Source organism: Agriterribacter sp. (assembly GCF_035497235.1).
Lineage (GTDB): Bacteria > Bacteroidota > Bacteroidia > Chitinophagales > Chitinophagaceae > Agriterribacter.
This window is the reverse complement of record NZ_DATJEB010000013.1, coordinates 365,506-387,565: the sequence shown is the minus strand read 5'-3', so window position 1 is coordinate 387,565 and position 22,060 is coordinate 365,506. Positions and strand designations below refer to the sequence as shown.

At 42.9% G+C, this 22,060-nt stretch carries 20 protein-coding genes and 2 rRNA genes; 20 read left to right on the top strand and 2 right to left on the bottom strand.

The features are described from left to right. The 18 genes from VL121_RS04550 to VL121_RS04465 all read left to right on the top strand — a co-directional run. A 23S ribosomal RNA gene (locus VL121_RS04550) occupies nt 1–389 on the top strand; the annotation flags it as partial. A 79-nt stretch (nt 390–468) separates the two neighbouring features. Continuing rightward, nucleotides 469–580: ribosomal RNA gene (gene rrf, locus VL121_RS04545) — 5S ribosomal RNA — on the top strand. 123 nt (nt 581–703) lie between these two features. Continuing rightward, on the top strand, nt 704–1,036 hold the full coding sequence (locus VL121_RS04540) for a hypothetical protein (RefSeq protein ID WP_325402610.1): 333 nt from the start codon (nt 704–706) through the stop codon (nt 1,034–1,036). Between the two features lie 259 nt (nt 1,037–1,295). After that, nucleotides 1,296–3,083 carry an ABC transporter ATP-binding protein gene (locus VL121_RS04535; RefSeq protein WP_325402608.1) on the top strand — a complete coding sequence of 596 codons (1,788 nt, stop codon included), beginning with the start codon at nt 1,296–1,298 and terminating at the stop codon, nt 3,081–3,083. A 246-nt stretch (nt 3,084–3,329) separates the two neighbouring features. Then, nucleotides 3,330–5,648 (top strand): TonB-dependent receptor, encoded by a 2,319-nt coding sequence (locus VL121_RS04530; RefSeq protein WP_325402606.1) that lies wholly within the window; start codon nt 3,330–3,332, stop codon nt 5,646–5,648. 5 nt (nt 5,649–5,653) lie between these two features. Then, nucleotides 5,654–6,448: a DUF4249 domain-containing protein gene (locus tag VL121_RS04525; RefSeq protein ID WP_325402604.1), complete on the top strand. Its 795-nt coding sequence runs from the start codon at nt 5,654–5,656 to the stop codon at nt 6,446–6,448. Nucleotides 6,449–6,674: 226 nt separating this feature from the next. Then, complete coding sequence (locus tag VL121_RS04520; protein ID WP_325402602.1) at nt 6,675–7,079, top strand: hypothetical protein; 405 nt, start codon at nt 6,675–6,677, stop codon at nt 7,077–7,079. Nucleotides 7,080–7,190: 111 nt separating this feature from the next. Then, the gene (infA, locus tag VL121_RS04515) at nt 7,191–7,409 is read left to right on the top strand and encodes a translation initiation factor IF-1 (protein ID WP_152269854.1); all 219 of its coding nucleotides are present in this window, start codon (nt 7,191–7,193) and stop codon (nt 7,407–7,409) included. A gap of 24 nt (nt 7,410–7,433) precedes the next feature. Further along, complete coding sequence (rpmJ, locus tag VL121_RS04510; RefSeq protein WP_152269853.1) at nt 7,434–7,550, top strand: 50S ribosomal protein L36; 117 nt, start codon at nt 7,434–7,436, stop codon at nt 7,548–7,550. A gap of 38 nt (nt 7,551–7,588) precedes the next feature. Beyond that, complete coding sequence (rpsM, locus tag VL121_RS04505; protein ID WP_324558934.1) at nt 7,589–7,969, top strand: 30S ribosomal protein S13; 381 nt, start codon at nt 7,589–7,591, stop codon at nt 7,967–7,969. An 89-nt stretch (nt 7,970–8,058) separates the two neighbouring features. Further along, nucleotides 8,059–8,463, top strand: coding sequence for a 30S ribosomal protein S11 (gene rpsK / locus VL121_RS04500; RefSeq protein ID WP_152269851.1), 405 nt, complete (start codon nt 8,059–8,061; stop codon nt 8,461–8,463). Between the two features lie 119 nt (nt 8,464–8,582). Further along, nucleotides 8,583–9,188 (top strand): 30S ribosomal protein S4, encoded by a 606-nt coding sequence (gene rpsD / locus VL121_RS04495; protein ID WP_325402597.1) that lies wholly within the window; start codon nt 8,583–8,585, stop codon nt 9,186–9,188. Nucleotides 9,189–9,302: 114 nt separating this feature from the next. Next, nucleotides 9,303–10,304 (top strand): DNA-directed RNA polymerase subunit alpha, encoded by a 1,002-nt coding sequence (locus tag VL121_RS04490; RefSeq protein WP_325402595.1) that lies wholly within the window; start codon nt 9,303–9,305, stop codon nt 10,302–10,304. Nucleotides 10,305–10,510: 206 nt separating this feature from the next. After that, entirely contained in the window at nt 10,511–11,065 is a 555-nt protein-coding gene (gene rplQ / locus VL121_RS04485; protein ID WP_349255349.1) for a 50S ribosomal protein L17, read from the top strand. Between the two features lie 139 nt (nt 11,066–11,204). Next, complete coding sequence (carA, locus tag VL121_RS04480; RefSeq protein ID WP_325402593.1) at nt 11,205–12,305, top strand: glutamine-hydrolyzing carbamoyl-phosphate synthase small subunit; 1,101 nt, start codon at nt 11,205–11,207, stop codon at nt 12,303–12,305. A gap of 79 nt (nt 12,306–12,384) precedes the next feature. Beyond that, nucleotides 12,385–12,825, top strand: a complete 441-nt coding sequence (gene aroQ / locus VL121_RS04475; protein ID WP_325402591.1) for a type II 3-dehydroquinate dehydratase — start codon at nt 12,385–12,387, stop codon at nt 12,823–12,825. Between the two features lie 152 nt (nt 12,826–12,977). Further along, nucleotides 12,978–15,362: a heavy metal translocating P-type ATPase gene (locus tag VL121_RS04470; protein WP_325402589.1), complete on the top strand. Its 2,385-nt coding sequence runs from the start codon at nt 12,978–12,980 to the stop codon at nt 15,360–15,362. 155 nt (nt 15,363–15,517) lie between these two features. Beyond that, nucleotides 15,518–15,910 (top strand): response regulator, encoded by a 393-nt coding sequence (locus VL121_RS04465; protein ID WP_325402587.1) that lies wholly within the window; start codon nt 15,518–15,520, stop codon nt 15,908–15,910. An 88-nt stretch (nt 15,911–15,998) separates the two neighbouring features. Here the strand turns inward: VL121_RS04465 and VL121_RS04460 are convergent, their stop codons facing one another. Both VL121_RS04460 and VL121_RS04455 read right to left on the bottom strand, forming a co-directional pair. Continuing rightward, nucleotides 15,999–16,238 carry a RagB/SusD family nutrient uptake outer membrane protein gene (locus VL121_RS04460; RefSeq protein WP_325402585.1) on the bottom strand — a complete coding sequence of 80 codons (240 nt, stop codon included), beginning with the start codon at nt 16,236–16,238 and terminating at the stop codon, nt 15,999–16,001. Nucleotides 16,239–16,245: 7 nt separating this feature from the next. After that, complete coding sequence (locus VL121_RS04455; RefSeq protein ID WP_325402583.1) at nt 16,246–17,127, bottom strand: AraC family transcriptional regulator; 882 nt, start codon at nt 17,125–17,127, stop codon at nt 16,246–16,248. Nucleotides 17,128–17,473: 346 nt separating this feature from the next. On the opposite strand from VL121_RS04455, the gene VL121_RS04450 reads away from it, so the two are divergent. Together VL121_RS04450 and VL121_RS04445 are read left to right on the top strand one after the other, a co-directional pair. Continuing rightward, a complete protein-coding gene (locus VL121_RS04450) occupies nt 17,474–20,626 on the top strand; it encodes a glycosyl hydrolase (protein ID WP_325402580.1) in 3,153 nt (1,050 codons plus the stop codon). Then, nucleotides 20,627–22,054, top strand: a complete 1,428-nt coding sequence (locus VL121_RS04445) for an arabinose isomerase (protein ID WP_325402578.1) — start codon at nt 20,627–20,629, stop codon at nt 22,052–22,054. Nucleotides 22,055–22,060: the final 6 nt, after the last annotated feature.

The window sequence follows — 22,060 nt, the reverse complement described above, 5'->3', positions numbered from 1 at the left end:
CCTCGATGTCGGTTCGTCACATCCTGGGGCTGGAGAAGGTCCCAAGGGTTCGGCTGTTCGCCGATTAAAGTGGCACGTGAACTGGGTTCAGAACGTCGCAAGACAGTTCGGTCCCTATCTGTGGTGGGCGTTAGTAAATTGCGTGGACATGACCTTAGTACGAGAGGACCGGGTCGTACGTGCCGCTGGTGTATCTGTTGTGCCGCCAGGTGCAATGCAGAGTAGCTACGCACGGCAAGGATAAACGCTGAAAGCATCTAAGCGTGAAACCTTCCACAAGATGAGTTTACTTTTAAGGGTCGTCGCAGACTACGACGTTGATAGGCTACAGGTATAAAGGTGGTAACATCAAAGCCGAGTAGTACTAATTGCCCGTACGCTTTAATTTTTTTTTATAATTACCGTTTTCGTTATTTCCCAATATGTACATTATTAATTTGAAATCTGAAGTTTCAAATTTCAAATTCTTATGGTGCTTTTTCCGGGGGTGTTCACCTCTTCCCATACCGAACAGAGAAGTTAAGCCCCCCATGGCCGATGGTACTGCAATACAATGTGGGAGAGTAGGTAGGTGCCATATTTATTGAGCCCCGCGATTTATCGCGGGGCTTTTTTGTGCCCGTAAATGACAATATGATGATAAATATTTATTTCTTATGCAACGCTTTGGGTTCCCGGATGATCAATCAGGAAACTGAGATATATGAAAAATATTTCACTCATCGCTTTGCTCTTCCTCAGCCTTTCCTGCTCAAAGAAAGACAACCCGGATATGGAGATCAAAGATTTGCCAAAGTCAATCCAAGCCCTGATAGATGAAGCTCAACAGGAATGTCCTGTATGCGGCATTACTGTATTGAGGTATACATACAACAAGAAGGTACTTTATGCAAGTACCTGTAATGGACCAGCTTGCAATTGCATTATGGCTTATTATGACGAGGATGGAGAATTAATAAAATATGAGGAAGGCATATATAAGGATATAAACGAGAAAAAAAATTTGATTAAAGAAATTTATCGTTGCAGCGAATAGTCTGCCAGTAATCTAAGAGAAAGAACGATCAGGCTCAATAATATAAATATGCTATAACCACTCATATTGGTGGACTCCGGGACTCAGGTGACTATCAGCATTTGTAATGTCCCACGGTCACCAATGTCCCGCGAAAAATGCTTGCTGCTTAAACCACTCTTTTATTTTTAATTTTTCACCAACCCGGGGTTACCATTTCCCCCCTTTTATTTTATTTCCCTAATTTCATTAGCAGTTCATATAAAACGGAATCTGGCCAATGAATATACTCTGGTATTACCTCAAACCGCATCGCTGGCTTATTCTACTGGCGCTTTCCTTAGCCGGGGTAGCACAATTACTCACCTTGGTTGATCCTTTGATCTTTGGAAAAATCATTGATGATTACGCTACCAACCCGGGCAGCAAAACCGAAAAGGAATTGGTAAGTGGCGTAACTTTCTGGCTGCTGGTGGCAGTTGCTATCGCGTTGCTGGCACGGCTTGCAAAAACCCTGCAGGATTATGTGATGCGATTTGCAGTACAAAAATTTGGCATGCAGATATTCAACGATGGGTTGAAACAAACCCTTCGCCTTTCCTTCCAGGAATTTGAAGGACAAAGAAGCGGTGAAACGCTTTCCGTACTGCAAAAAGTAAGAACCGATACCGAACGCTTCATCAACGCGTTTATCAATATTCTTTTTTCTTCACTCATTGGCATTGGCTTTTTAATATGGTATGCTGTTACTAAGCACTGGCTGCTGATACCTGTTTTTGTTATTGGCGTAGTGGTATTGGGTGGCCTCACCGGCCTGCTGAGCAAGAAAATAAAAACCCTGCAGCGTTCCATTAACCGCGAAACCAATCAGATGTCGGGTGCTATCACCGAATCGCTGCGTAATATTGAACTGGTTAAAAGCCTCGGGCTTACCTATCCCGAAATAAGAAGGCTGAGAGATCATACTCAAAAAATATTCGACCTGGAAATACAAAAAGTAAAAAAAGTGCGGATGCTCAGTTTTTTGCAAGGCTCGGCGCTCACCTTATTGCGGCAGTCTATTTTGTTTATTTTATTGTGGCTCATCTTCCGGCATGTGCTCACTACAGGTGAACTGATCAGTATGCAATTCATCTCCACTACTATTTTTGGGCCGCTGCAGGACCTGGGTAATATTATTCTTTCGTACCGTGAAGCGGAAGCGTCTATCATGAATTTCGACAGGCTCATGAAAAAGCCGGTAGAAGCCAGGCCGGAGAAGCCGGTTGCCATTGGCCCTTTAGTATCCATGCGCTTTGAACAGGTAGTGTTTCGCCATGCCAGCGCTTCGGTAAATGCTATTGATAATATTTCTTTTGAGCTGAGAAGCGGCGATACTATCGCGTTCGTAGGTCCTTCTGGATCCGGCAAATCTACTTTAGTAAAACTATTGGTGGGTTTGTACCGTCCGGTAAAAGGAGCCGTTTTTTTTAATAATATCCCGGCGGCTCAAATCCGCTATAATGAAATGCGCCGCCAGATTGGATTTGTAACGCAGGACACGCAATTGTTTTTTGGAACCATAAAAGAAAATTTATTATTTGTAAAGCCCGGCGCAACCGATGAAGAAATATTACATGCTTTGCACCAGGCTTCCTGCGATGGTATGCTTGCCCGTTCCGGGAAGGGGCTGGATACGGTTTTAGGCGAAAGCGGTATGAAGTTGTCGGGAGGCGAAAAACAGCGTATAGCCATTGCCAGGGCGTTGTTGCGGCACCCACGGCTGCTGATCTTTGATGAAGCTACTTCGGCGCTGGACTCCCTTACTGAAGAAGCCATTACAGAAACCATTAAATCAATATCCGCGCAAAGAGACCCCATTACAATTTTAATAGCACACAGGCTGTCTACCATTATGCATGCCGATACGATTTATGTGCTGGAAAAGGGCAAAGTTACCGAGTCGGGCAGCCATGATTTTCTGGTAGATAAAAAAGGGCTGTACTATGCCATGTGGCGGCAGCAAATTGGCGAAAGGCGAAGCGAACCAGTAGGAAGGACAGATCATGAAGCGGAAACAGAAGAATAAAAGTGTTGCATTCGCCTACCGAAAGTGGAGCGGGAAGTGAAACAGACTTTCCCCTTTTTTGTTATACTTTGTTTAATTATGGCAGGAGGTGTAATTGCAGGCGGGTACCTGTTTGTTTGACCTGTATCTTCGCCACACTTTTGGGAAAGATCTGCGATATTTTTTCACAACTGTTGCAGGTAAATGCAGTGCTGCAGGCGCATGCCACAACAAAATGGCAGGAATATTGACATCAAACTAAAGCTAATGAACAGGTTATTGTTAACGATAATAGTACTGCTTACGGGTATACAGGGCTATAGCCAGAACAGGTTTACGATAAGCGGAACGATAAGGGTAAAAAAAACAGGGGAAACGGTTATTGGCGCCAGCGTTAGGGTGGGCGATGCCGGAGCTTTTAGTAATGATTATGGATTCTACTCCATTTCGCTGCCTGGGGGAAAGTATACTATAACTATATCGGCAGTAGGTATGCTTGCCTATTCGCGGAATATTACATTGGATAAGCATATCACCCTTAATATAGCGCTGGAAGAGGAGACCAAAACGCTGGATAACATAACCATTACGGCTACCTCAAAAACCCGGAGCCTCAGCAGTCCGCAAATGGGCATTGAAAGACTGAGCACTAAAGAAATAAGGAACATCCCGGTTCTACTTGGCGAAAGGGATGTGCTGAAAACTGTGCAGCTATTGCCCGGTATTAAAGCGGCCGGTGAAGGCAACAGCGGTTTTTTTGTAAGAGGCGGCGCGGCAGATCAAAACCTGATTCTGTTAGATGAAGCTACCGTATACAATGCATCGCACCTGCTGGGCTTTTTCTCCACTTTTAATTCCGATGCCATTAAAGATGTTACTGTTTACAAAGGCGGTATGCCTGCGCAATATGGCGGTAGGTTATCATCGGTGCTGGATATTAAAATGAATGATGGCAACAACCAGAACTATAATGTAAGCGGTGGAATAGGCCTCATATCCGCAAAATTAAATGTGGAAGGTCCTGTACAAAAAGACAAATCTTCTTTTTTAATTACCGGGAGAAGAACATATGCAGATATGTTTTTAAAGCTGTCTAATGATTCTTCATTAAAAAATAATACACTGTATTTTTATGATCTGAACGCCAAGCTCAACTACGATATTGGCGATAAAGACAGGCTATACCTTTCGGGCTATTTTGGAAAAGATGTGCTGGCCGCAGGGCAAACTTTTGGGCTCGATTGGGGTAATGCAACGGGTACCCTGCGCTGGAACCATATTTTCAGCAATAAATTATTTTCCAATACTTCTTTTATTTTCAGCAATTACAATTACAATATTTCTATCCGCAGCGGGGCTAATGAGTTCGATATCTTCTCGCAGATCCGCGATCTGAACCTTAAGCAGGAGTTTCAGTGGTATCTCAATAATAAAAATAATATCCGCTTTGGCTTCAACGCTGTTCATCATACCATACGTCCAGGCGAAGTACGGCCCGCCTCCGATCAGTCGAGCATTAACCTGGCTTTATTGCAAAAAAGATATTCATGGGAAAATGCCCTGTACTTTACCAATACCTGGAAGGCCGCTAACAAGCTTAATCTAACGTATGGACTGCGGCTTACTTCGTTTAGTATACTGGGTGAGGGCGATTTTTATAATGTTAGCCCCGAAGGAAAGGTTACTGATACGCTGAGCTATGCTAAAGGCGCGTTTGTTAAAACCTATATCAACCCTGAACCCCGTGTTGCCGCAAGCTACCAGCTCAATGGCAGCAGCTCGGTAAAAGCGTCTTATGTGCGCAATGTGCAAAACCTTCATCTCATCAGCAACTCCACTACTTCAAGCCCAACAGATAAATGGGTAGCCAGTACCAATATCATCAAGCCGGAAGTGTCTGATCTGTTTGCCATAGGCTATTATAAAAATCTTTGGGATAATAACTATGAGCTTACGGCCGAAACCTATTATAAAACCATGCAAAACCAGATAGATTACCGGGATGGCGCTAATGTGTTCATCAACTCCGATGCCATTGAAACACAGTTGTTGTTTGGGAAAGGAAGAGCCTATGGACTGGAATTTCAATTTAAGAAGAAGGAGGGGAAACTTACCGGCTGGCTAAGCTATACCTTGTCTAAAACAGAAAAAAAGATGAATGGCATCAATAGTAATAAATGGTACAATGCCCGGCAGGACAGAACACATGACCTGGCTTTGGTGGTATCGTATCAGCTCAGCAAAAAATGGACGCTATCGGCCAACTGGATCTATTATACGGGCAACGCGGTAACCTTTCCGGCAGGCAAATACAATGTAAATGATCAAACCTATTTTTATTATACGGAGCGGAATGCTTACAGGATGCCGGCTTATCACCGTTTAGACCTGGGCGCCACCTGGATGCTGAAGCAGCGGAAAAGATTTTCATCGGAACTGAGCTTTAGCCTGTACAACGCTTACGGAAGGGAAAATGCGTACAGCATATCCTTCCGGGAGAGCGAAGATGATCCGGCTAAAACAGAGGCCGTGCAACTGGCATTGTTTAAGTATATACCTTCCGTATCCTATAATTTTAAATTCTGATGTGCATGCGTAATCTTATCCTATTCAGTCTCATTATAACCCTTGCTTTTACATCCTGCGAAAAGGTGATAGATGTGGCCTTAAAGGATTCGGAAAAGCAATATGTAATTGAAGGCGCAGTTACCAACAGGCCGGGCGATTGCACAGTGCGGGTATCAAAAACAAAAAACTTCAGCGATAATAATGACTTTGAAGGGATAGCCAATGCTGCGGTGCTGGTTACCGATAATAACGGTAACACCACTACGCTAACAGAAACAACAACCGGCGTTTACCAGTCGGCTATACTTACTGCCACTACCGGTAACACCTATACGCTGCATGTACAGGTTAACGGGCAAACATTTGCTGCCTCCTGCACGATGCCGGTTATGGTTAATATGGACTCGCTTTATATAGAGGAAGAAAGTTTTTTTGGCAAAAGATTAAAGCTGGCAAATGTACAATACACAGATCCTGTGGGTAAAGGCAATAGTTACCGCTTTATTCAGTATGTAAATGGCGTAAAGGAAAAAAACATATTTATCCGCGATGATGATTATTCCGATGGGAACATCTCTGGTATTACATTATTTACAGCTCCTGATGACAAGAAAGACATTAAAAGCGGTGATACAGTTAAGGTGGAAATGCAATGTATAGCGCCCGCGCTGTTCAGGTATTGGTTTAGTCTCGGTCAGGGCGCTTCAGGAGGCAGCAATTCGGCGTCTCCGGCAAATCCTGTAACAAATATTGAGGGAGGCGCCCTGGGCTATTTTAGCGTTCATACGGTGCAAAGCGAAACGGTTGTGGTTCCGTAGGTGGAAGCTGAAATGGTATATGTTCGGTTGGAGGTTTCAGGGTGTTATGATTTGAAATTTGAGATTTAAAATTTGAGGTGCTATCCCGCTTCTGATTTCGAACTTTCTGCTTCTGATTTGTAATTTCTTTGGTTCTTGTTATTTGGTGTTTTTGGATTCACTTCGGATTTAATTTCATCCTATACAATAATTTTCTTTATATTAGTCCTGCACTAAAATGCCTGCCATGATCAAACTTTCAGAAATTAAAACCGGGGATATTGTTAACGCCCGTTTTGAAGATGTTGTAAATACGGGAACCGTATTAAATATAGATAAGGAAGAAAGGAAAGTATTGGTGGCCCATGGCGACCAGGAATTTTGGTACGGTAACGATCAGCTTAGCGCGGTACCACTCACCCCCGGTATGCTGGAAACGCTTGGCTTCGCCCTTTCATCCGATCCCGCCTTTACTGCGGATGGAATAGCTTATATAAAGGGGCCTTTTATAGTACGTTACCTAAAAAAAGACGGGAATATGTTACTGCTCACCTACCGGGATGAGCACCGGGAAATTAACAATGATTTAGCTGTACACCAGTTCCAGAACCACTACCAGTCCATGACAAATATGCACATTGGATTGCCATAAACCCCGTTTTTTATTAAAATTTATCAGCATATACCGCGTGCATCCGGTAAATTTTCTCTTTTTTTGTTATAATCAACATTATAATCGTATCTTTGCGCACCCAAAAACGGTATGGCAAAACAAACACTTATAAAGCAGGATGGAATCATTTTAGAAGCCTTGTCCAACGCGATGTTCAAGGTAAAATTAGAAAATGGTCACGAAATCCTGGCAACCATTTCTGGTAAAATGAGGATGCACTACATCCGGATTTTACCAGGAGATAAAGTAGGTGTGGAGATGAGTCCGTACGATTTAAGCAGGGGCAGGATTATTTTCAGATATAAATAATATTTATACATAAAACTCAATATAATGAGAGTAAGAGCATCCATAAAAAAGCGTAGCGTTGACTGCAAGATCGTGAGGAGGAAAGGTGTACTGTATGTAATCAACAAAAAAAATCCGCGCTTCAAGCAAAGACAGGGATAAGATAATCTCAAATTTGAAATTTAAAATTTAAAATCTTTATGGCTCGTATTGCCGGTGTTGATTTACCTAAGAACAAAAGGGGAGAAATAGGGTTGACCTATATTTTTGGTATTGGCAGCTCTACCGCAAGGTACATTTTGGAAAAAGCTGGAATAAGCTACGATAAAAAGGTACATGAATGGAATGATGAAGACCTGAATGCCATTCGTAATATCATTACCAATGAATTTAAGGTAGAGGGACAGTTGCGTTCTGAAGTACAAATGAGCATTAAGCGTTTGCTGGATATTGCCTGTTACCGTGGCTTGCGTCACCGAAAGGGATTACCGCTTCGCGGACAGCGCACCCGTACTAACTCGCGTACCCGTAAAGGCAAGCGTAAAACGGTTGCCGGTAAAAAGAAAGCGACCAAGAAGTAATATTATAGAATAATCGCCGGATCCGTATGCTTCACGGGGAGGGATGATTCAACGCATTATTTTAACTATTTAAAGGACTACCTCGTATTATGGCTAAAGCACAGGCAGGCAGCGCAAAAGCTGCTGCAAAAAAAAGAGTGGTAAAAGTAGATGCATACGGTGACGCGCATGTAACTGCAAGTTTCAACAACCTTATCGTTAGCTTAACCAATAAAACCGGACAGGTGATTAGTTGGAGCAGCGCCGGTAAAATGGGTTTTAAAGGATCTAAGAAAAATACACCTTACGCGGCTCAGATGGCTGCTTCGGATGCGGCAAGAGTTGCGGCTGAAGCTGGTTTGAAAAGAGTAGACGTATTTGTAAAAGGACCCGGCTCCGGACGTGAAAGCGCTATCCGCGCTATAGCTAACAGCGGAATTGAAGTAAACATGATCAAAGATGTTACTCCACTGCCTCATAACGGCTGCCGCCCTCCCAAGAAAAGAAGAGTATAAAAACTAAAATTTGAATTTCAAATTTTGAATCTCGAATTTTAAATCAATAACGGGTGTTCGATTGATTTTAGATTTTTAATGATCGCACACCATAAGTAAAAAATCAAAGTATAACAATTATGGCACGTTACACAGGCCCAAAAACAAGAATCTCCCGTATTTTCGGCGAACCCATTCTTGGCAATGGTAAGTATCTTACCAAAAACAGTTTTCCTCCCGGTCAGCATGGCAATTCAAAAAAACGTAAAGCACCCGGAGAATACGCGCTTCAGTTAAAGGAAAAGCAAAAAGCCAAATATACCTATGGCTTGCTGGAGCGGCAGTTCCACAAAACCTTCGAAGAAGCGTCCCGCTTAGGTGGCGTTACCGGTGAAAACCTCATCAAGTTACTTGAGTCCCGCTTAGATAATACCGTATACCGTCTGGGTGTTGCCCCATCGCGTCCTGCAGCAAGACAATTAGTGGCGCACAAGCATGTAACCGTAAACGGCGAAGTGGTTAATATCCCTTCTTACCGGTTGAAAGCAGGCGATGTGGTAAGTCTTAAAGATAAAAGCAGGGCAAATACATCAGTTACCGGCCAGATGCGGGGTAAAAATCCAAAATTCAACTGGTTAGACTGGAATGAAGCGGAGTTAACCGGTACGTTTATCGCTTATCCCGAAAGAGAAAGTGTTCCTGAAAATATTAAGGAACAACTTATCGTGGAATTGTATTCCAAATAATAGTTCCACACTGCTGTTGTGGTGAAGTATAAATAGCGTAGACATCATTATTAAACAGGTACCTGAAATCTGTTCAAAGAACAAGGTATCAAAAACTAAAATTGAAATTTAAATATGGCCATTTTAAATTTCCAAAAGCCGGATAAGATCATTCTGCAAAAAGCAAATGAGTTTGAAGCATCTTTTGAATTCCGCCCGTTAGAGCCGGGTTATGGTGTTACCATTGGTAACGCGCTTCGCAGGGTTTTATTAAACTCCTTAGAAGGGTACGCAATCATTGGTATTTTTATTGAAGGGGCAGAGCATGAGTTTGCTACACTCAAAGGGGTGACTGAAGATGTTACAGAAATTATCCTTAACCTGAAACAGGTTCGGTTTAAAAAAATTCTGGATACAGATATCAGCCTGGAAAAACTTACACTTTCCATTAAAGGAAAAAGCGAGTTTACCGCTGCCACTATAGGAGAAGCTACGGCATCTTTCCAGGTTATGAATCCTGAGTTGCTGATTTGTACGCTGGATCCTTCTTCCAAATTGAATATTGAAATTACAATAGGGAAAGGTCGCGGCTATGTTCCGTCTGAAGATAATAAAGTGAAAGACGCTCCTTTTGGATATATTCCTACCGATTCTATTTTTACTCCCATAAAAAATGTGAAATACGGGATTGAGAATTTCCGTGTGGAACAAAGAACAGACTACGAAAAACTGTTAATGGATGTACAAACCGATGGCACTATTCAGCCCGAAGAAGCAGTAAAACAAGCTTCCCGTATTCTTATCCAGCACCTGATGATCATTACTGACGAAAACATAACGTTCGACAGTAAGGAAGATAAGAAAGAAGATGTGGTAGACGAGCAGGTATTGCAGTTGCGTAAAGTACTCAAAACACCATTGGAAGATCTTGACCTGAGCGTTCGCGCGTTTAACTGCCTGAAAGCCGCCAAGATCAACAGCTTAAGCGAACTGGTGCAGTATGAGCAGGAAGACCTGATGAAATTCCGCAACTTCGGTCAGAAATCACTGGCGGAAATTGAACAGGTGTTAGGCGAAAGAAGCCTTCACTTTGGAATGGACCTGGCGAAATTAGGTTTGGATAAGGATGAATTTTAAGAGTGGTAAGTGATAAGTGGTAAGATAGTTCTTTAATTTTTTATACATTCAACTGCGCGTAATCGCAGGTCCGGCTGTAAATCCCTGACAACGGTACAGCAGGTATTAATAACCATTTGAAATAAAGAAGAAAAGATAGTGTCGGTTGGTTACAACACACGGCATTTTCAAATTTTCAAATTTTCAGATTTTCAAATTAAACAGTCATGCGTCACGGAGACAAGATCAACAACCTCAGCAGAACGGCATCGCACAGAAAAGCGTTGCTGAGCAATTTAGCCATTGCATTAGTTACAAACAAACGTATTGTAACAACGCTGGCAAAGGCAAAAGCCCTCAGAACCTATGTTGAGCCGCTTATTACCAAAACCAAGAAGAACGAAACCAAAGAGCAGATCATGCACAACCATCGTTTGGTGTACAGCTATCTGCAGAATAAAGAAGCGATAAAAGAATTATTTACGGTAATTGCACCCAAGGTTGCCGGCAGACCGGGTGGGTATACCCGCATTATTAAGTTAGGAAGACGTTTGGGAGATAATGCAGAAACAGCGCTGATTGAACTGGTTGACTTTAATGAAATATATACCAAAGGCACTGAAAAAGCAGCATCAACCACTAAAAGAACGCGCAGGGCGGGTGGAAGCAGGAAGAAAACGGAAGCGGAAGCTAAAGCGCCTGACGCCGGACAGGTGCAGCCTGTAGCTGAGGCTAATGTTGAAGAAGTTCCCGGAGCGGATAAAGAAAAGAGCGGGGAATAACACAAGCCATGTTAACGCATTGTAATAGTAAAGCAGGATCACCATAAGATCCTGCTTTTTTTAGGTATACCTTTAATTGTGCAGAAAAAGTTAATTCAAAAATCACAGTATTTCATTTTATTTGCAAAATTTTCTATTGATGTCTGAATCACTTACAAAACCCGCAGTACTTCTTTTAGATGACGGAAATGTTTTTTATGGTAAAGCGTTTGGTAAGATAGGTACTACAACGGGTGAAATTTGTTTTAATACCGGTATGACCGGCTACCAGGAAGTATTTACCGATCCCAGCTATTACGGGCAGGTGGTTATTATGAATACCGCGCATGTTGGAAATTATGGGGTAAAAGCCGCGGATGTAGAAAGTAGTTCCGTGAAAATAAAGGGATTGATCGGCCGTAACTTAGAGGAAAAATACAGTCGCCTGCAGGCGGACAACTCGCTGCAGCAATACCTTGCGGATCAGCAGGTAGTTTCTATATATGGGGTGGATACAAGAGCGCTGGTGGCGCATATCCGTACCTGTGGGGCTATGAATTGTATCATTTCTTCCGAAACAACGGATTTAGCCCTTTTAAAACCCCTGCTTTCGCAAACGCCATCTATGAGCGGGCTGGAACTGGCCTCGGTAGTTTCTACCAAAGAAGTATATGAAACGGGTAACCCGCACTCACGCTACAGGGTAGCCGTATATGATTATGGCGTGAAGAAAAACATCCTCAATTGTCTTACGGAAAGAGGCGCCTACGTAAGGGTTTACCCGGCTAAAACCCCCTTGCAGGAAATAGACGACTTTAATCCTCATGGTTATTTTATGTCTAACGGACCAGGCGATCCCGCTCCAATGGAATATGCCGTTCAAACCATACAGGGGATACTTCAAAAAGAAAAACCCTTGTTTGGCATTTGCCTCGGGCACCAGTTGCTGGCAATGGCAAATGGAATACCTACTTTTAAAATGCATCACGGGCATCGCGGGCTGAATCATCCTGTAAAAAATGTTATTACCGGCCGCAGCGAGATCACTACCCAAAATCATGGATTTGGCATTGACCCCGCAGCGGTAAAAAAATCGCAGACGGTAGAAATAACCCATGTTAATCTTAATGATGATTCTATTGAAGGCATACGCATGAAAAACAAACCCGCGTTTTCTGTTCAGTATCACCCGGAATCAACGCCCGGACCTTATGATAGCCGTTATTTGTTTGATGAGTTTATAGGGATGATGAAGGGATGAGGGGTTAGGTATCAGCTATCAGCTATGATAAGTTATTAACACTATTTCTTATTGTGTACTTGGGAAAAGGAATATACGCATGAAAATAGCGATCATTAACGGGCCTAATTTAAACCTGCTGGGAAAGCGGGAAACCGGTATTTATGGCAATATGCCGTTTGAGGCATACTTTAATGAACTGCAGAAAAAATATCCCGCAGTAAACCTGCATTATTACCAGAGCAACGTGGAAGGTGAACTGGTTAATGAATTACAGCGGTTAGGATACGAATATGATGGCATCATTTTAAATCCTGCCGCATATACGCATACTTCTGTTGCTATTGGCGATGCCATAGCGGCCATTCAAACACCTGTTGTGGAAGTGCATATCTCCAATGTGCATGCCAGGGAAGATTTTCGCAAGCTGTCGCATGTATCGGGAAAATCGGTTGGGAGCATTTTTGGATTAGGTTTGCAGGGATATGAATTGGCGCTGCAATATCTTTTATCCGGGGCTGTGTTAAAAGTGCCGGTATAGAAGATATGCCAGTAAGACTCAAACCTGCCTGCCGGCAGGGACACAAAATCCTGATCTTTAGGTTTTATATTGATATTAATCAGGTAATTTCCTGAAACTGGTCACCGGAACGCTTTTTTTACCTGGCTAACTTTAACCCAACAATTTCCTGTATGGGTCAAAGTGTGATCTCTCCTCTTTTATGCAGCCACTGCGGTGAGAAATGTATTTCCGCGGGTATACTGCTTGATGATAAATCCTTTTGCTGCGAAGGTTGCAAATTGGTGTATGGGATCATTAATCAAAGCGGGTTATGTAACTACTATGATCTCAACAAAATGCCGGGTATTACCCAGCGTATAAAAGTTCGTAAAGATAAATTTTCATTTCTTGATGACGATCGTATAGCGGCCAAACTCATTAGCTTTAAAGATGAGCAACAAACCCATATTACTTTTTATCTGCCCCAGATGCATTGCAGTTCCTGTTTATACCTGCTCGAAAACCTGCGCAGGCTGAACGAAGGAGTGGTATCGTCATCGGTTAACTTTACGCGTAAGGAAGCGGAGATTATTTTTTTGCATAATGAAACATCTCTCCGCAAAGTGGCGGAACTGCTAACCGCTATTGGATACGAACCCTATATCAGTCTCAATAACCTTGCAAAAGCCCCTCCTGCTGTTGATAAAAGTCTGATATATCAATTGGGGATAGCGGGCTTTTGTTTCAGTAATATTATGTTGCTCAGTTTTCCGGAATACCTGGGTGTAGATGCCAGTGAAGAGGGATTGCGTAATATTTTTCGCCGGGCGAATCTGCTCTTATCCCTCCCTGTATTTTTTTATTCGGCATTACCTTTTTACCAGTCATCGTGGAAAAGCCTGAAACACCAATTCCTTAATATAGATGCGCCTATAGCCCTTGCCGTTATCATTACCTTTGTGCGCAGTGTAGCGGAGGTATTATCCGGCACAGGCGGCGGGTATTTTGATTCCATGAGCGGCATTGTTTTTTTTATGCTTGTGGGGCGTGTTTTACAGGATAAAACCTACCGGCAGTTATCTTTTGAAAGAGACTATACTTCTTATTTTCCAATTGCGGTAGCTGTATTAAAAAACAATAAGGAAACGCCGGTATTGCTGCCCGATATAAAAATCAACGATACGCTGCTTATTCATAATGAAGAACTGATCCCGGCCGATGGCATATTAACCCGTGGGAAAGCCTTTATTGACTACAGCTTTGTAACAGGCGAATCACTGCCGGTCCGCAAAGAGATGGGTGAAATGGTATATGCAGGTGGCAGGCAAACTGCCGGCAATATAGAAATACTGACAGTGAAAGCAGTTGCACAAAGCTATCTTACCCGGCTTTGGAACCGTGGCGACAGGCAGGAAGAAAAGGGAAGATCGTTTGTACATGGGGTGAGTAAATATTTCACCCTCGTGGTTTTTACTATTGCCGCTATTGCTGCCGTTTACTGGCAAATGCACGATGCTGCTAAAATATGGCCGGCGGTAACCGCTGTTTTCATCATTGCCTGTCCCTGTGCCCTTTTATTAGCCAATAGTTTTACCAACGGGCATATTTTACGCATATTAGGCCGTAACCGGTTTTACCTGCGCAAAGCCGGTGTTATTGAAGATATTTCGCGGGTTACGCATATTGTGTTTGATAAAACAGGTACGCTTACCGATTCGGGTGAGCAAAAAATAACATACGAAGGAACGACACTGTCTGCTGTCCAAAAATCCTATGTAGCCGCATTAGCGTCCTGCTCCAATCATCCGCTCAGCAAAGCAGTGGCTAAACACCTGGGTGTTAACCGCGATATTGCGGTACAGGGTTTTACAGAAAGGCCCGGTGAAGGAACAGAAGGTTTTGTAAATGATGTTTGGATAAGTATTGGCGCTCAAACCAGCGATTTTCATTCGTCTCAAAAACCCGGAACGGTAGTATACATAAGCATTGAAAATAAAACGGTGGGCTGTTTCCGGTTCAGCAATCATTACCGGCCATTTGTGCCCGCGCTGTTGCAGACCCTTCGGCAGCATTACCCTTTGTCGGTGATCTCCGGCGACAATGCGTTTGAAAAAGACAACCTGCAGCAGTTAGCCGGTGAAAGATCGGTGCTGCTGTTTCACCAAAAGCCTGAGCATAAGCTGGAGTATATCCGTCAGTTGCAGCAAAAGGGCGAAAAAGTGATGATGATAGGAGATGGATTGAATGATGCGGGAGCGTTGCAGCAAAGCGATACAGGTATAGCGGTAAGCGCACAAACCAACAATTTTACACCGGCAAGCGATGGTATTATAGCGGCAGAACAACTTGGTTTGCTGGGCAGCTTTATCCGTTTGTGCCGCATCAACAGAAAAATAGTGATTGCCGGTTTTGTAATGTCCGTTGCATATAATATTATAGGATTATACTTTGCTGTTCAGGGAACCCTGTCTCCGCTGATAGCGGCGATACTGATGCCGTCCAGCGCTTTAAGCATTGTGCTGCTCACTTTCTGGGCAAGCAATATGGCCGCAGTAAAAATGAAGTTGGAGCGATGAGGTGTTAGGTATCAGGTATCAGCCTGACTCTCGTTACTGACTACTGACTACTCACCTCTGTAGTAGTTTGTCTACATGTTTTCGGCTTTTCACTCTACACCCTGGTATTGGATAGTTATTTAATTTTCTGCCCGCGTTAAAGCCCGCGTATTTCTATGCTCAGGATATTAATTGCCGATGATCATGAATTTATCCGTAAAGGACTCAAGCAGATACTTATGGAGGAATTCCCTGCTATATATATAGGTGAGGCGAAAGATACCGGCACATTAACCACCATGGTTTTTTCGGCGCCCTGGGACCTGGTTATATCAGATATTTCCATGCCGGGCGGGGGGGGGCTGGAGGCGCTGAAAAGCATCAAACAGCAATTGCCCGAAATGCCCGTTCTGGTGCTGAGCATTTACCCCGAAGATCAGTTTGCGTTGCGGGTATTGCTTGCCGGCGCTGCAGGTTATCTGAATAAAGATACGGCGCCTGAAACGCTGATAAAAGCAGTAAAAGATATTCTTGCCGGGAAAAAATATATTACGCCGGCCGCCCGGTAAAAAGAAACCGTTCCATTTGCGGAACGGTTTCTTTTTGAAATTCCTGTGTGTAACGATATAAACAGGTTTACTATATCTTTTGATTCATTTAGTACCCGTCATTCTGGATCAATTTATCATTGATCAGAATTTGTGGAGCCGGGATGGGGAGAATGTATTCGGTGGCTTCGTATACATAATCTAAGTTATTAAATGCCACACCACCACTTGCAACAGTAGGATGCGCTTTTTCTTCGGCGCCATGTGCATTCATAAACGCAGCCAGTTCCGCAGGTGTCATCGTTCTGGTTAAATCAAACCAGCGGTGGTTTTCAAATGCCAGTTCCACTCTTCTTTTACCGGTGCATAGCTTTTCTGAACTGTTCGGGTGAAAGGCCGGTTTTTTCTTTGAATAATTTTGAAAAGTAAAAAGCCGATTTGAAGCTTAAGCTAAAAGCTATTTCCTTTACCTGTTTTGAATGATCGGTGAGCAGTATTTTGGCTTTTTCAATTTTCAGTTGCAGCAGGTATTGATGCGGCGCGATGCCGGAGTACGTTTTAAAAGCTTTGCGGAACCACGCGTAACTTACGTTCAGCTCTTCCGCTATTTTTTCTATCGAAATATCATGGTCAATATTCGTTCGGAAAATAATTCTTGCTTTATTAATAATAGATTCGGTAATGTCTTCCGGCTTAAAATTATTTTGTTTGATGAGCGAATGAATTTGTCCCAGCAAATGCAGCACAATACCCGCTACCATTGGCTGGTAGCCTGTTTTTTCATTTTTCGTTTTTTCAATGATCTCCAGCATTAAATGAATGATGCTTTCATGAATACCAACGGGTAAAACCGCTTTGCGCTGATGAAAAAAATGCTGCTGTACAAGGTTTTCCATAATGGGGCCTTTAAAGCCAACCCAGTATTCATCCCACCCTGTTTGCTCATTGGGTTTAAAACGATGCCATTCTCCGGGAAACAGCAATAGTACTGTTCCTGATTTTATAATGCTTTTTTTGCAGCTTGCAGATTCAAAAATGCCTTCGCCTTCCGCAATGTAAATAACCTGGTATTCATCAAACGCGCGGCCTTTGTCCCAGTCAAAATAATGATGGGCAGGGTGCTGTACAGAGGGGTAAATTTCGTTTTTACTGATCCTGTTACAACCGGCATTTAATACATGCAATCCCCAGCTTTCATCTTCATCGCTGGTGGGTAGATATTTGTAATAATTAGTCATAGAGGCAAAAATTTTATATCAGGATGTATATCCGAAATATCAAATTGTGTATCTCTTTCTGTCTTTTTATGGTGCTTTTCGCAGCTGATTTAATTCATGTCACCGCCTTTTATATTCAATACATAGAGACATATTTGCAATGGTAGTAACAGGCGCAAAAATTTTATATCAGGATGCGTATCTGAATTATCAAATTGTGTATCCTGTTTCATCTTTATTCATGATACTTTCATGGCGGTAAACAATGCAATACGAAATAGCGCTGCAATAAAAATGAAATGGCGCATATTAATTTGTATTGAATTAATTAAGTTACTGATTTTATAAATGGTTTAAAAACTTTATTATGCTCAGACATCTATTACATACGGCTGTATTTTTTCTGGCAATAATAATGAGCCCGTTTTATGGTCGTTCGCAAATGATAGGAGATAACGTGCATAACAATACGTTGAAATATTTGCAAAAAGAATTCGCATCTCCCGGTAAAGCATACGGCAGCGCTCCCTTGTGGGTATGGCACACTAAAGTAACCAGAACCATTATTGATTCTATGATGCTGGAATTTAAACGGAATGCATTTGGCGGGGTAATAGTTCATCCCCGTCCGGGATTAATTACGGAATATTTATCGCAAGACTGGTTTAATTTATACCAGTACACTATAAAGAAGGGAAAAGAACTGGGGCTGGATGTGTGGATATATGACGAGAACTCCTATCCTTCAGGGTTTGGCGGTGGAAATGTACCCGACCAGATGCCGGAATCGTATAACCAGGGGCAAATGCTGCATTTAGCAAAATTGGAGGTGTTACCTGCCGATATGAATGATATTTTTATTGCGCTGAAATACGATAACGGGAACTTTACTGACATCAGTTCCCGTTTAAGCCAGGAAAAAGAAAAGCAGGGGAAATATTACCTGTTTACAAAAGCGTTTTATCAGAAACAGGTAAACACGGTTGGCCCTCCGGAATTTCCTTATGTTGATCTTATGGTAAAAGGGGTTACAGAAAAATTCATTGATGTAACCATGAAGGGATATGAAAAGATTGCCGGCAATGAATTTGGAAAAGCAGTACCCGGGTTATTTTCGGATGAGCCCAGTATTCCAACGCAGGGAGCAGGAAATATACGCTGGACGCCCGACCTCTTCAGCAGCTTTAAACAAAAGTGGGGGTATGATCTGCAAACACATCTTCCTTCTCTTTTTGAAGAAGTGGGCGACTGGAAAAAAGTAAGACACAATTACCAGCAAACCCTTTTGCAATTGTTTATTGACCGGTGGTCGAAGCCCATGCATGCTTATACAGAAAAACATAACCTGAAATGGACGGGCCATTACTGGGAGCACGGATGGCCGAACCCCGGCGAAGGCCCTGATAACATGGCCATGTACGCCTGGCATCAGCAACCGGGTATTGATATGTTGTTCAACCAGTTTGATGAAGAAAGCCCTAACGCGCAGTTTGGCAATATTCGTTCTGTAAAAGAATTATCCAGCGTTGCCAATCAACTCAGCAAAAAAAGAACGCTTAGTGAAACATACGGCGGGGGCGGCTGGGAACTTACTTTTAAAGACATGAAGCGGCTGGCCGACTGGCAATATGTACTGGGTGTTAATTTTTTAAACCAGCATCTTTCCATGATGACGCTTACCGGGGCAAGAAAATACGACTATCCCCAAAGCTTTTCCTATCACACACCCTGGTGGCCCTATTACAAATCACTAAATGAATATTTTACCCGCTTGTCTTTTGTAATGTCGCAGGGCAAACAGCAGAACAATATTTTAATTATTGAACCTACCAGTTCCGCGTGGATGTATTCGGGCCCGGGAAAGCAACATGCCGGATTGAGCGCTATCGGCAATCGTTTCCAGCAATTTATAACCACGCTTGAGAAAGCGCAGGCGGAATACGATTTAGGTTCCGAAAACATTATCCGGGATCACGGGAAAACGGAGGGCCGGAAATTTATAGTGGGTGAACGTGGCTACAGCACCGTAGTTATACCGCCGGGAATGGAAAATATAGACAGGAGTACTTATGAATTGCTGAAAGCTTATGCAGCGGCAGGCGGTAAAGTAATATTGTTTGATAAATTACAAAGGCTTGATGGCGCCCAGAAAAATGAGTTACAATATTTTAATGAACCTAATGATCATATCCTGCAGTTTGCCGGTCTGGATCAATCTATCATAGAACAGCAGTTCGGGCAGAGCGGCTTTAAGATCGCTCCAAATGGCGGGGATGCTATTGGAGGCGATTTGTATCACCACCGCAGGTTCATGAACGATGGACAAATACTTTTTCTATCTAACGCCAGTATGGTATCGCCCGCAAAAGGAAGGGTGGATATAAAAGGAAAAGACGCTTTGCTTATGGATCTAACTACAGGTGAGTTGTTAGATTATCCCGAAGAGGAGCGGTTAGATAAAATAGTGGTGAACTTTACTGTTCCGCCGGCCGGCAGTTTGCTATTCTTTATTTCCGGTAAAAAGCAACAGGGGTTAAAAAAATACAGGATCGCGGAAAGCAAATCACTTGTTAAGGGCTCAGGCATTAAAGTGATGCGCCCGGCAGAAAATACACTGATGATTGATTTTTGTGATGTTCAGTTAGGCGATACCCTGTTACAAGATACACATGTTGGTATAGCTTCCAAAGCAGTATTTGCGCATTATGGATTTAACAGGAATCCATGGAACCACCAGGTGCAGTTTAAAGATCACATCATTGCCAGAGATACTTTTCCCGAAGGAAGCGGGTTTACGGCTACTTATCATTTTGTTATTGACAACTCAGCCAACTATAAAAAATTCAGGGCGGTAATAGAACAGGGAAACCTGTGGAAGAAAATAGCAGTGAACGGTAAAACAGTAAAACCGGTTGCAGGTAAGTGGTGGTTAGACAGGTCGTTTGCGGTACTGCAAATAGGGCAATATTTAAAACCAGGTGATAATACTATATCCGTTACAGCAAATCCTATGAGTGTATATGCAGAAATTGAACCCATATACATACTTGGTGATTTTAATTTGCAAACGGCGGATAAAGGATGGCAAATTGTTCCTCCAAAACCCCTGCAGCCGGGAAGCTGGAAGGAACAGGGTTTACCATTGTATGGAATGGGCATCCGGTATGTTAAGGAATTTAACGTAGAAAATAGCGTTAACCAGTTTGAGCTTCAACTGGGAGAATGGGAAGGAACAGTAGCCGCGGTAAAAGTAAATGGCCGGCCTGCAGGTATTATATTTTCGGAACCTAATACACTAAACATTACAAAGTATCTGAAAAAAGGTGCCAACCGGGTAGAGGTTGAGGTAGTTGGCAGTTTGAAAAACCTGTTAGGCCCGCACCATAATTCACCCAGGCCGGGCATGGTTGGTCCGCACCATTGGTGGAATATTACATCGTATCCTCCGGGCAAAGCTTATGATACGTATAATTACGGACTGATGAATGATTTTCAATTGCTGCAATACACAAATAAATAAATGAGTACTACACTTAAAATTGGATTATTTGGAATTGGATTGGAAGCATATTGGGAGCAATTTGAAGGATTAGAGAAGCGGCTTTCAGGTTATGTGGATGTTGTTGCCGGCAGGTTAAAAACGTTTGGAGCCGAAGTGGTTAACCTGGGTTTAATAGATACGCCCGGGAAAGCATTTGATGCAGGACACCGTTTCCGTTCTGAAGATGTTGATCTTATATTTCTATATGTCACCACTTATGCGTTGTCATCTACCGTACTTCCGGTAGTGAAGCGTGCTAAGGTTCCGGTAATTGTACTCAATCTTGCACCCGAAGCGGCTATAGATTATGAATGGTTCAATAAGCTGAATGACCGTACCCGCATGACAGGTGAATGGCTGGCCTATTGTTCAGCATGTCCTGTTCCGGAAATAGCAAGTGTGTTTAAACGCTCCGGTATTCCTTTTTACCAGGTTACCGGCATGTTGCATAATGATCCGGAAGCATGGAAGGAAATTGAAGAATGGATAGCCTCGGCCAAAGTAGCCAATATGATGTACCATAATAACCTGGGCGTTATGGGTAATTATTATAGTGGTATGCTTGATATTTATTCCAACTTCACCTTGCATTGTGCCGTGTTGGGAGGGCATATAGAAATCATAGAAGTAGATGAGCTTTCTTTTATACGCGGGCAGGTGGGAGCGCAGGAAATAAAAGATAAATTAAAAGTATTTGGTGAGGTCTTTGATGTGCAGCCGGATTGTTCGGCGTTTGAACTGGAGCGGGCTGCGCGAACATCAGTTGCGCTTGATCAGTTAGTGAGTAAATACCAGTTGGGCTCCATGGCATATTATCATAAAGGCACCGGTAATCCTCAAAATAAAGACACCATGAGCTCTGTTATCCTGGGCAATTCGCTGCTTACGGCCAATGGCGTTCCGGTAGCGGGAGAATACGAGATCAAAAATGCCCAGGCTATGAAAATAATGGACAGCTTTGAAGCGGGCGGATCATTTACAGAATATTATGCAATGGATTTTAATGATGATGTGGTGCTGATGGGGCACGATGGCCCCGGTCATTTGGCCATTGCGGAAGGAAAAATAAAAGTAAAACCTTTGCAGGTATATCATGGCAAGGTAGGCAACGGGCTTTCTGTTGAAATGACGGTACGCTATGGAGCGGTAACCCTGCTATCGGTTGTGGAAACGATGGATGGAAAATTATTATTTCTTGTTGCAGAGGCCGAATCTGTTCCTGGACCTATATTAGAAATCGGCAATACCAACAGCCGGTACCGGTTTCCTGTTGGCGCCCGGAAATTTGTAGAGCAATGGAACGTGCATGGGCCAGCTCATCATTGCGCGGTAGGTATTGGCCATATCGCGTCAAAAATAAAAAAACTCGGTGAGTTGTTGGGGGTGGAGACGGTACAGGTATGTTGAGGAAGG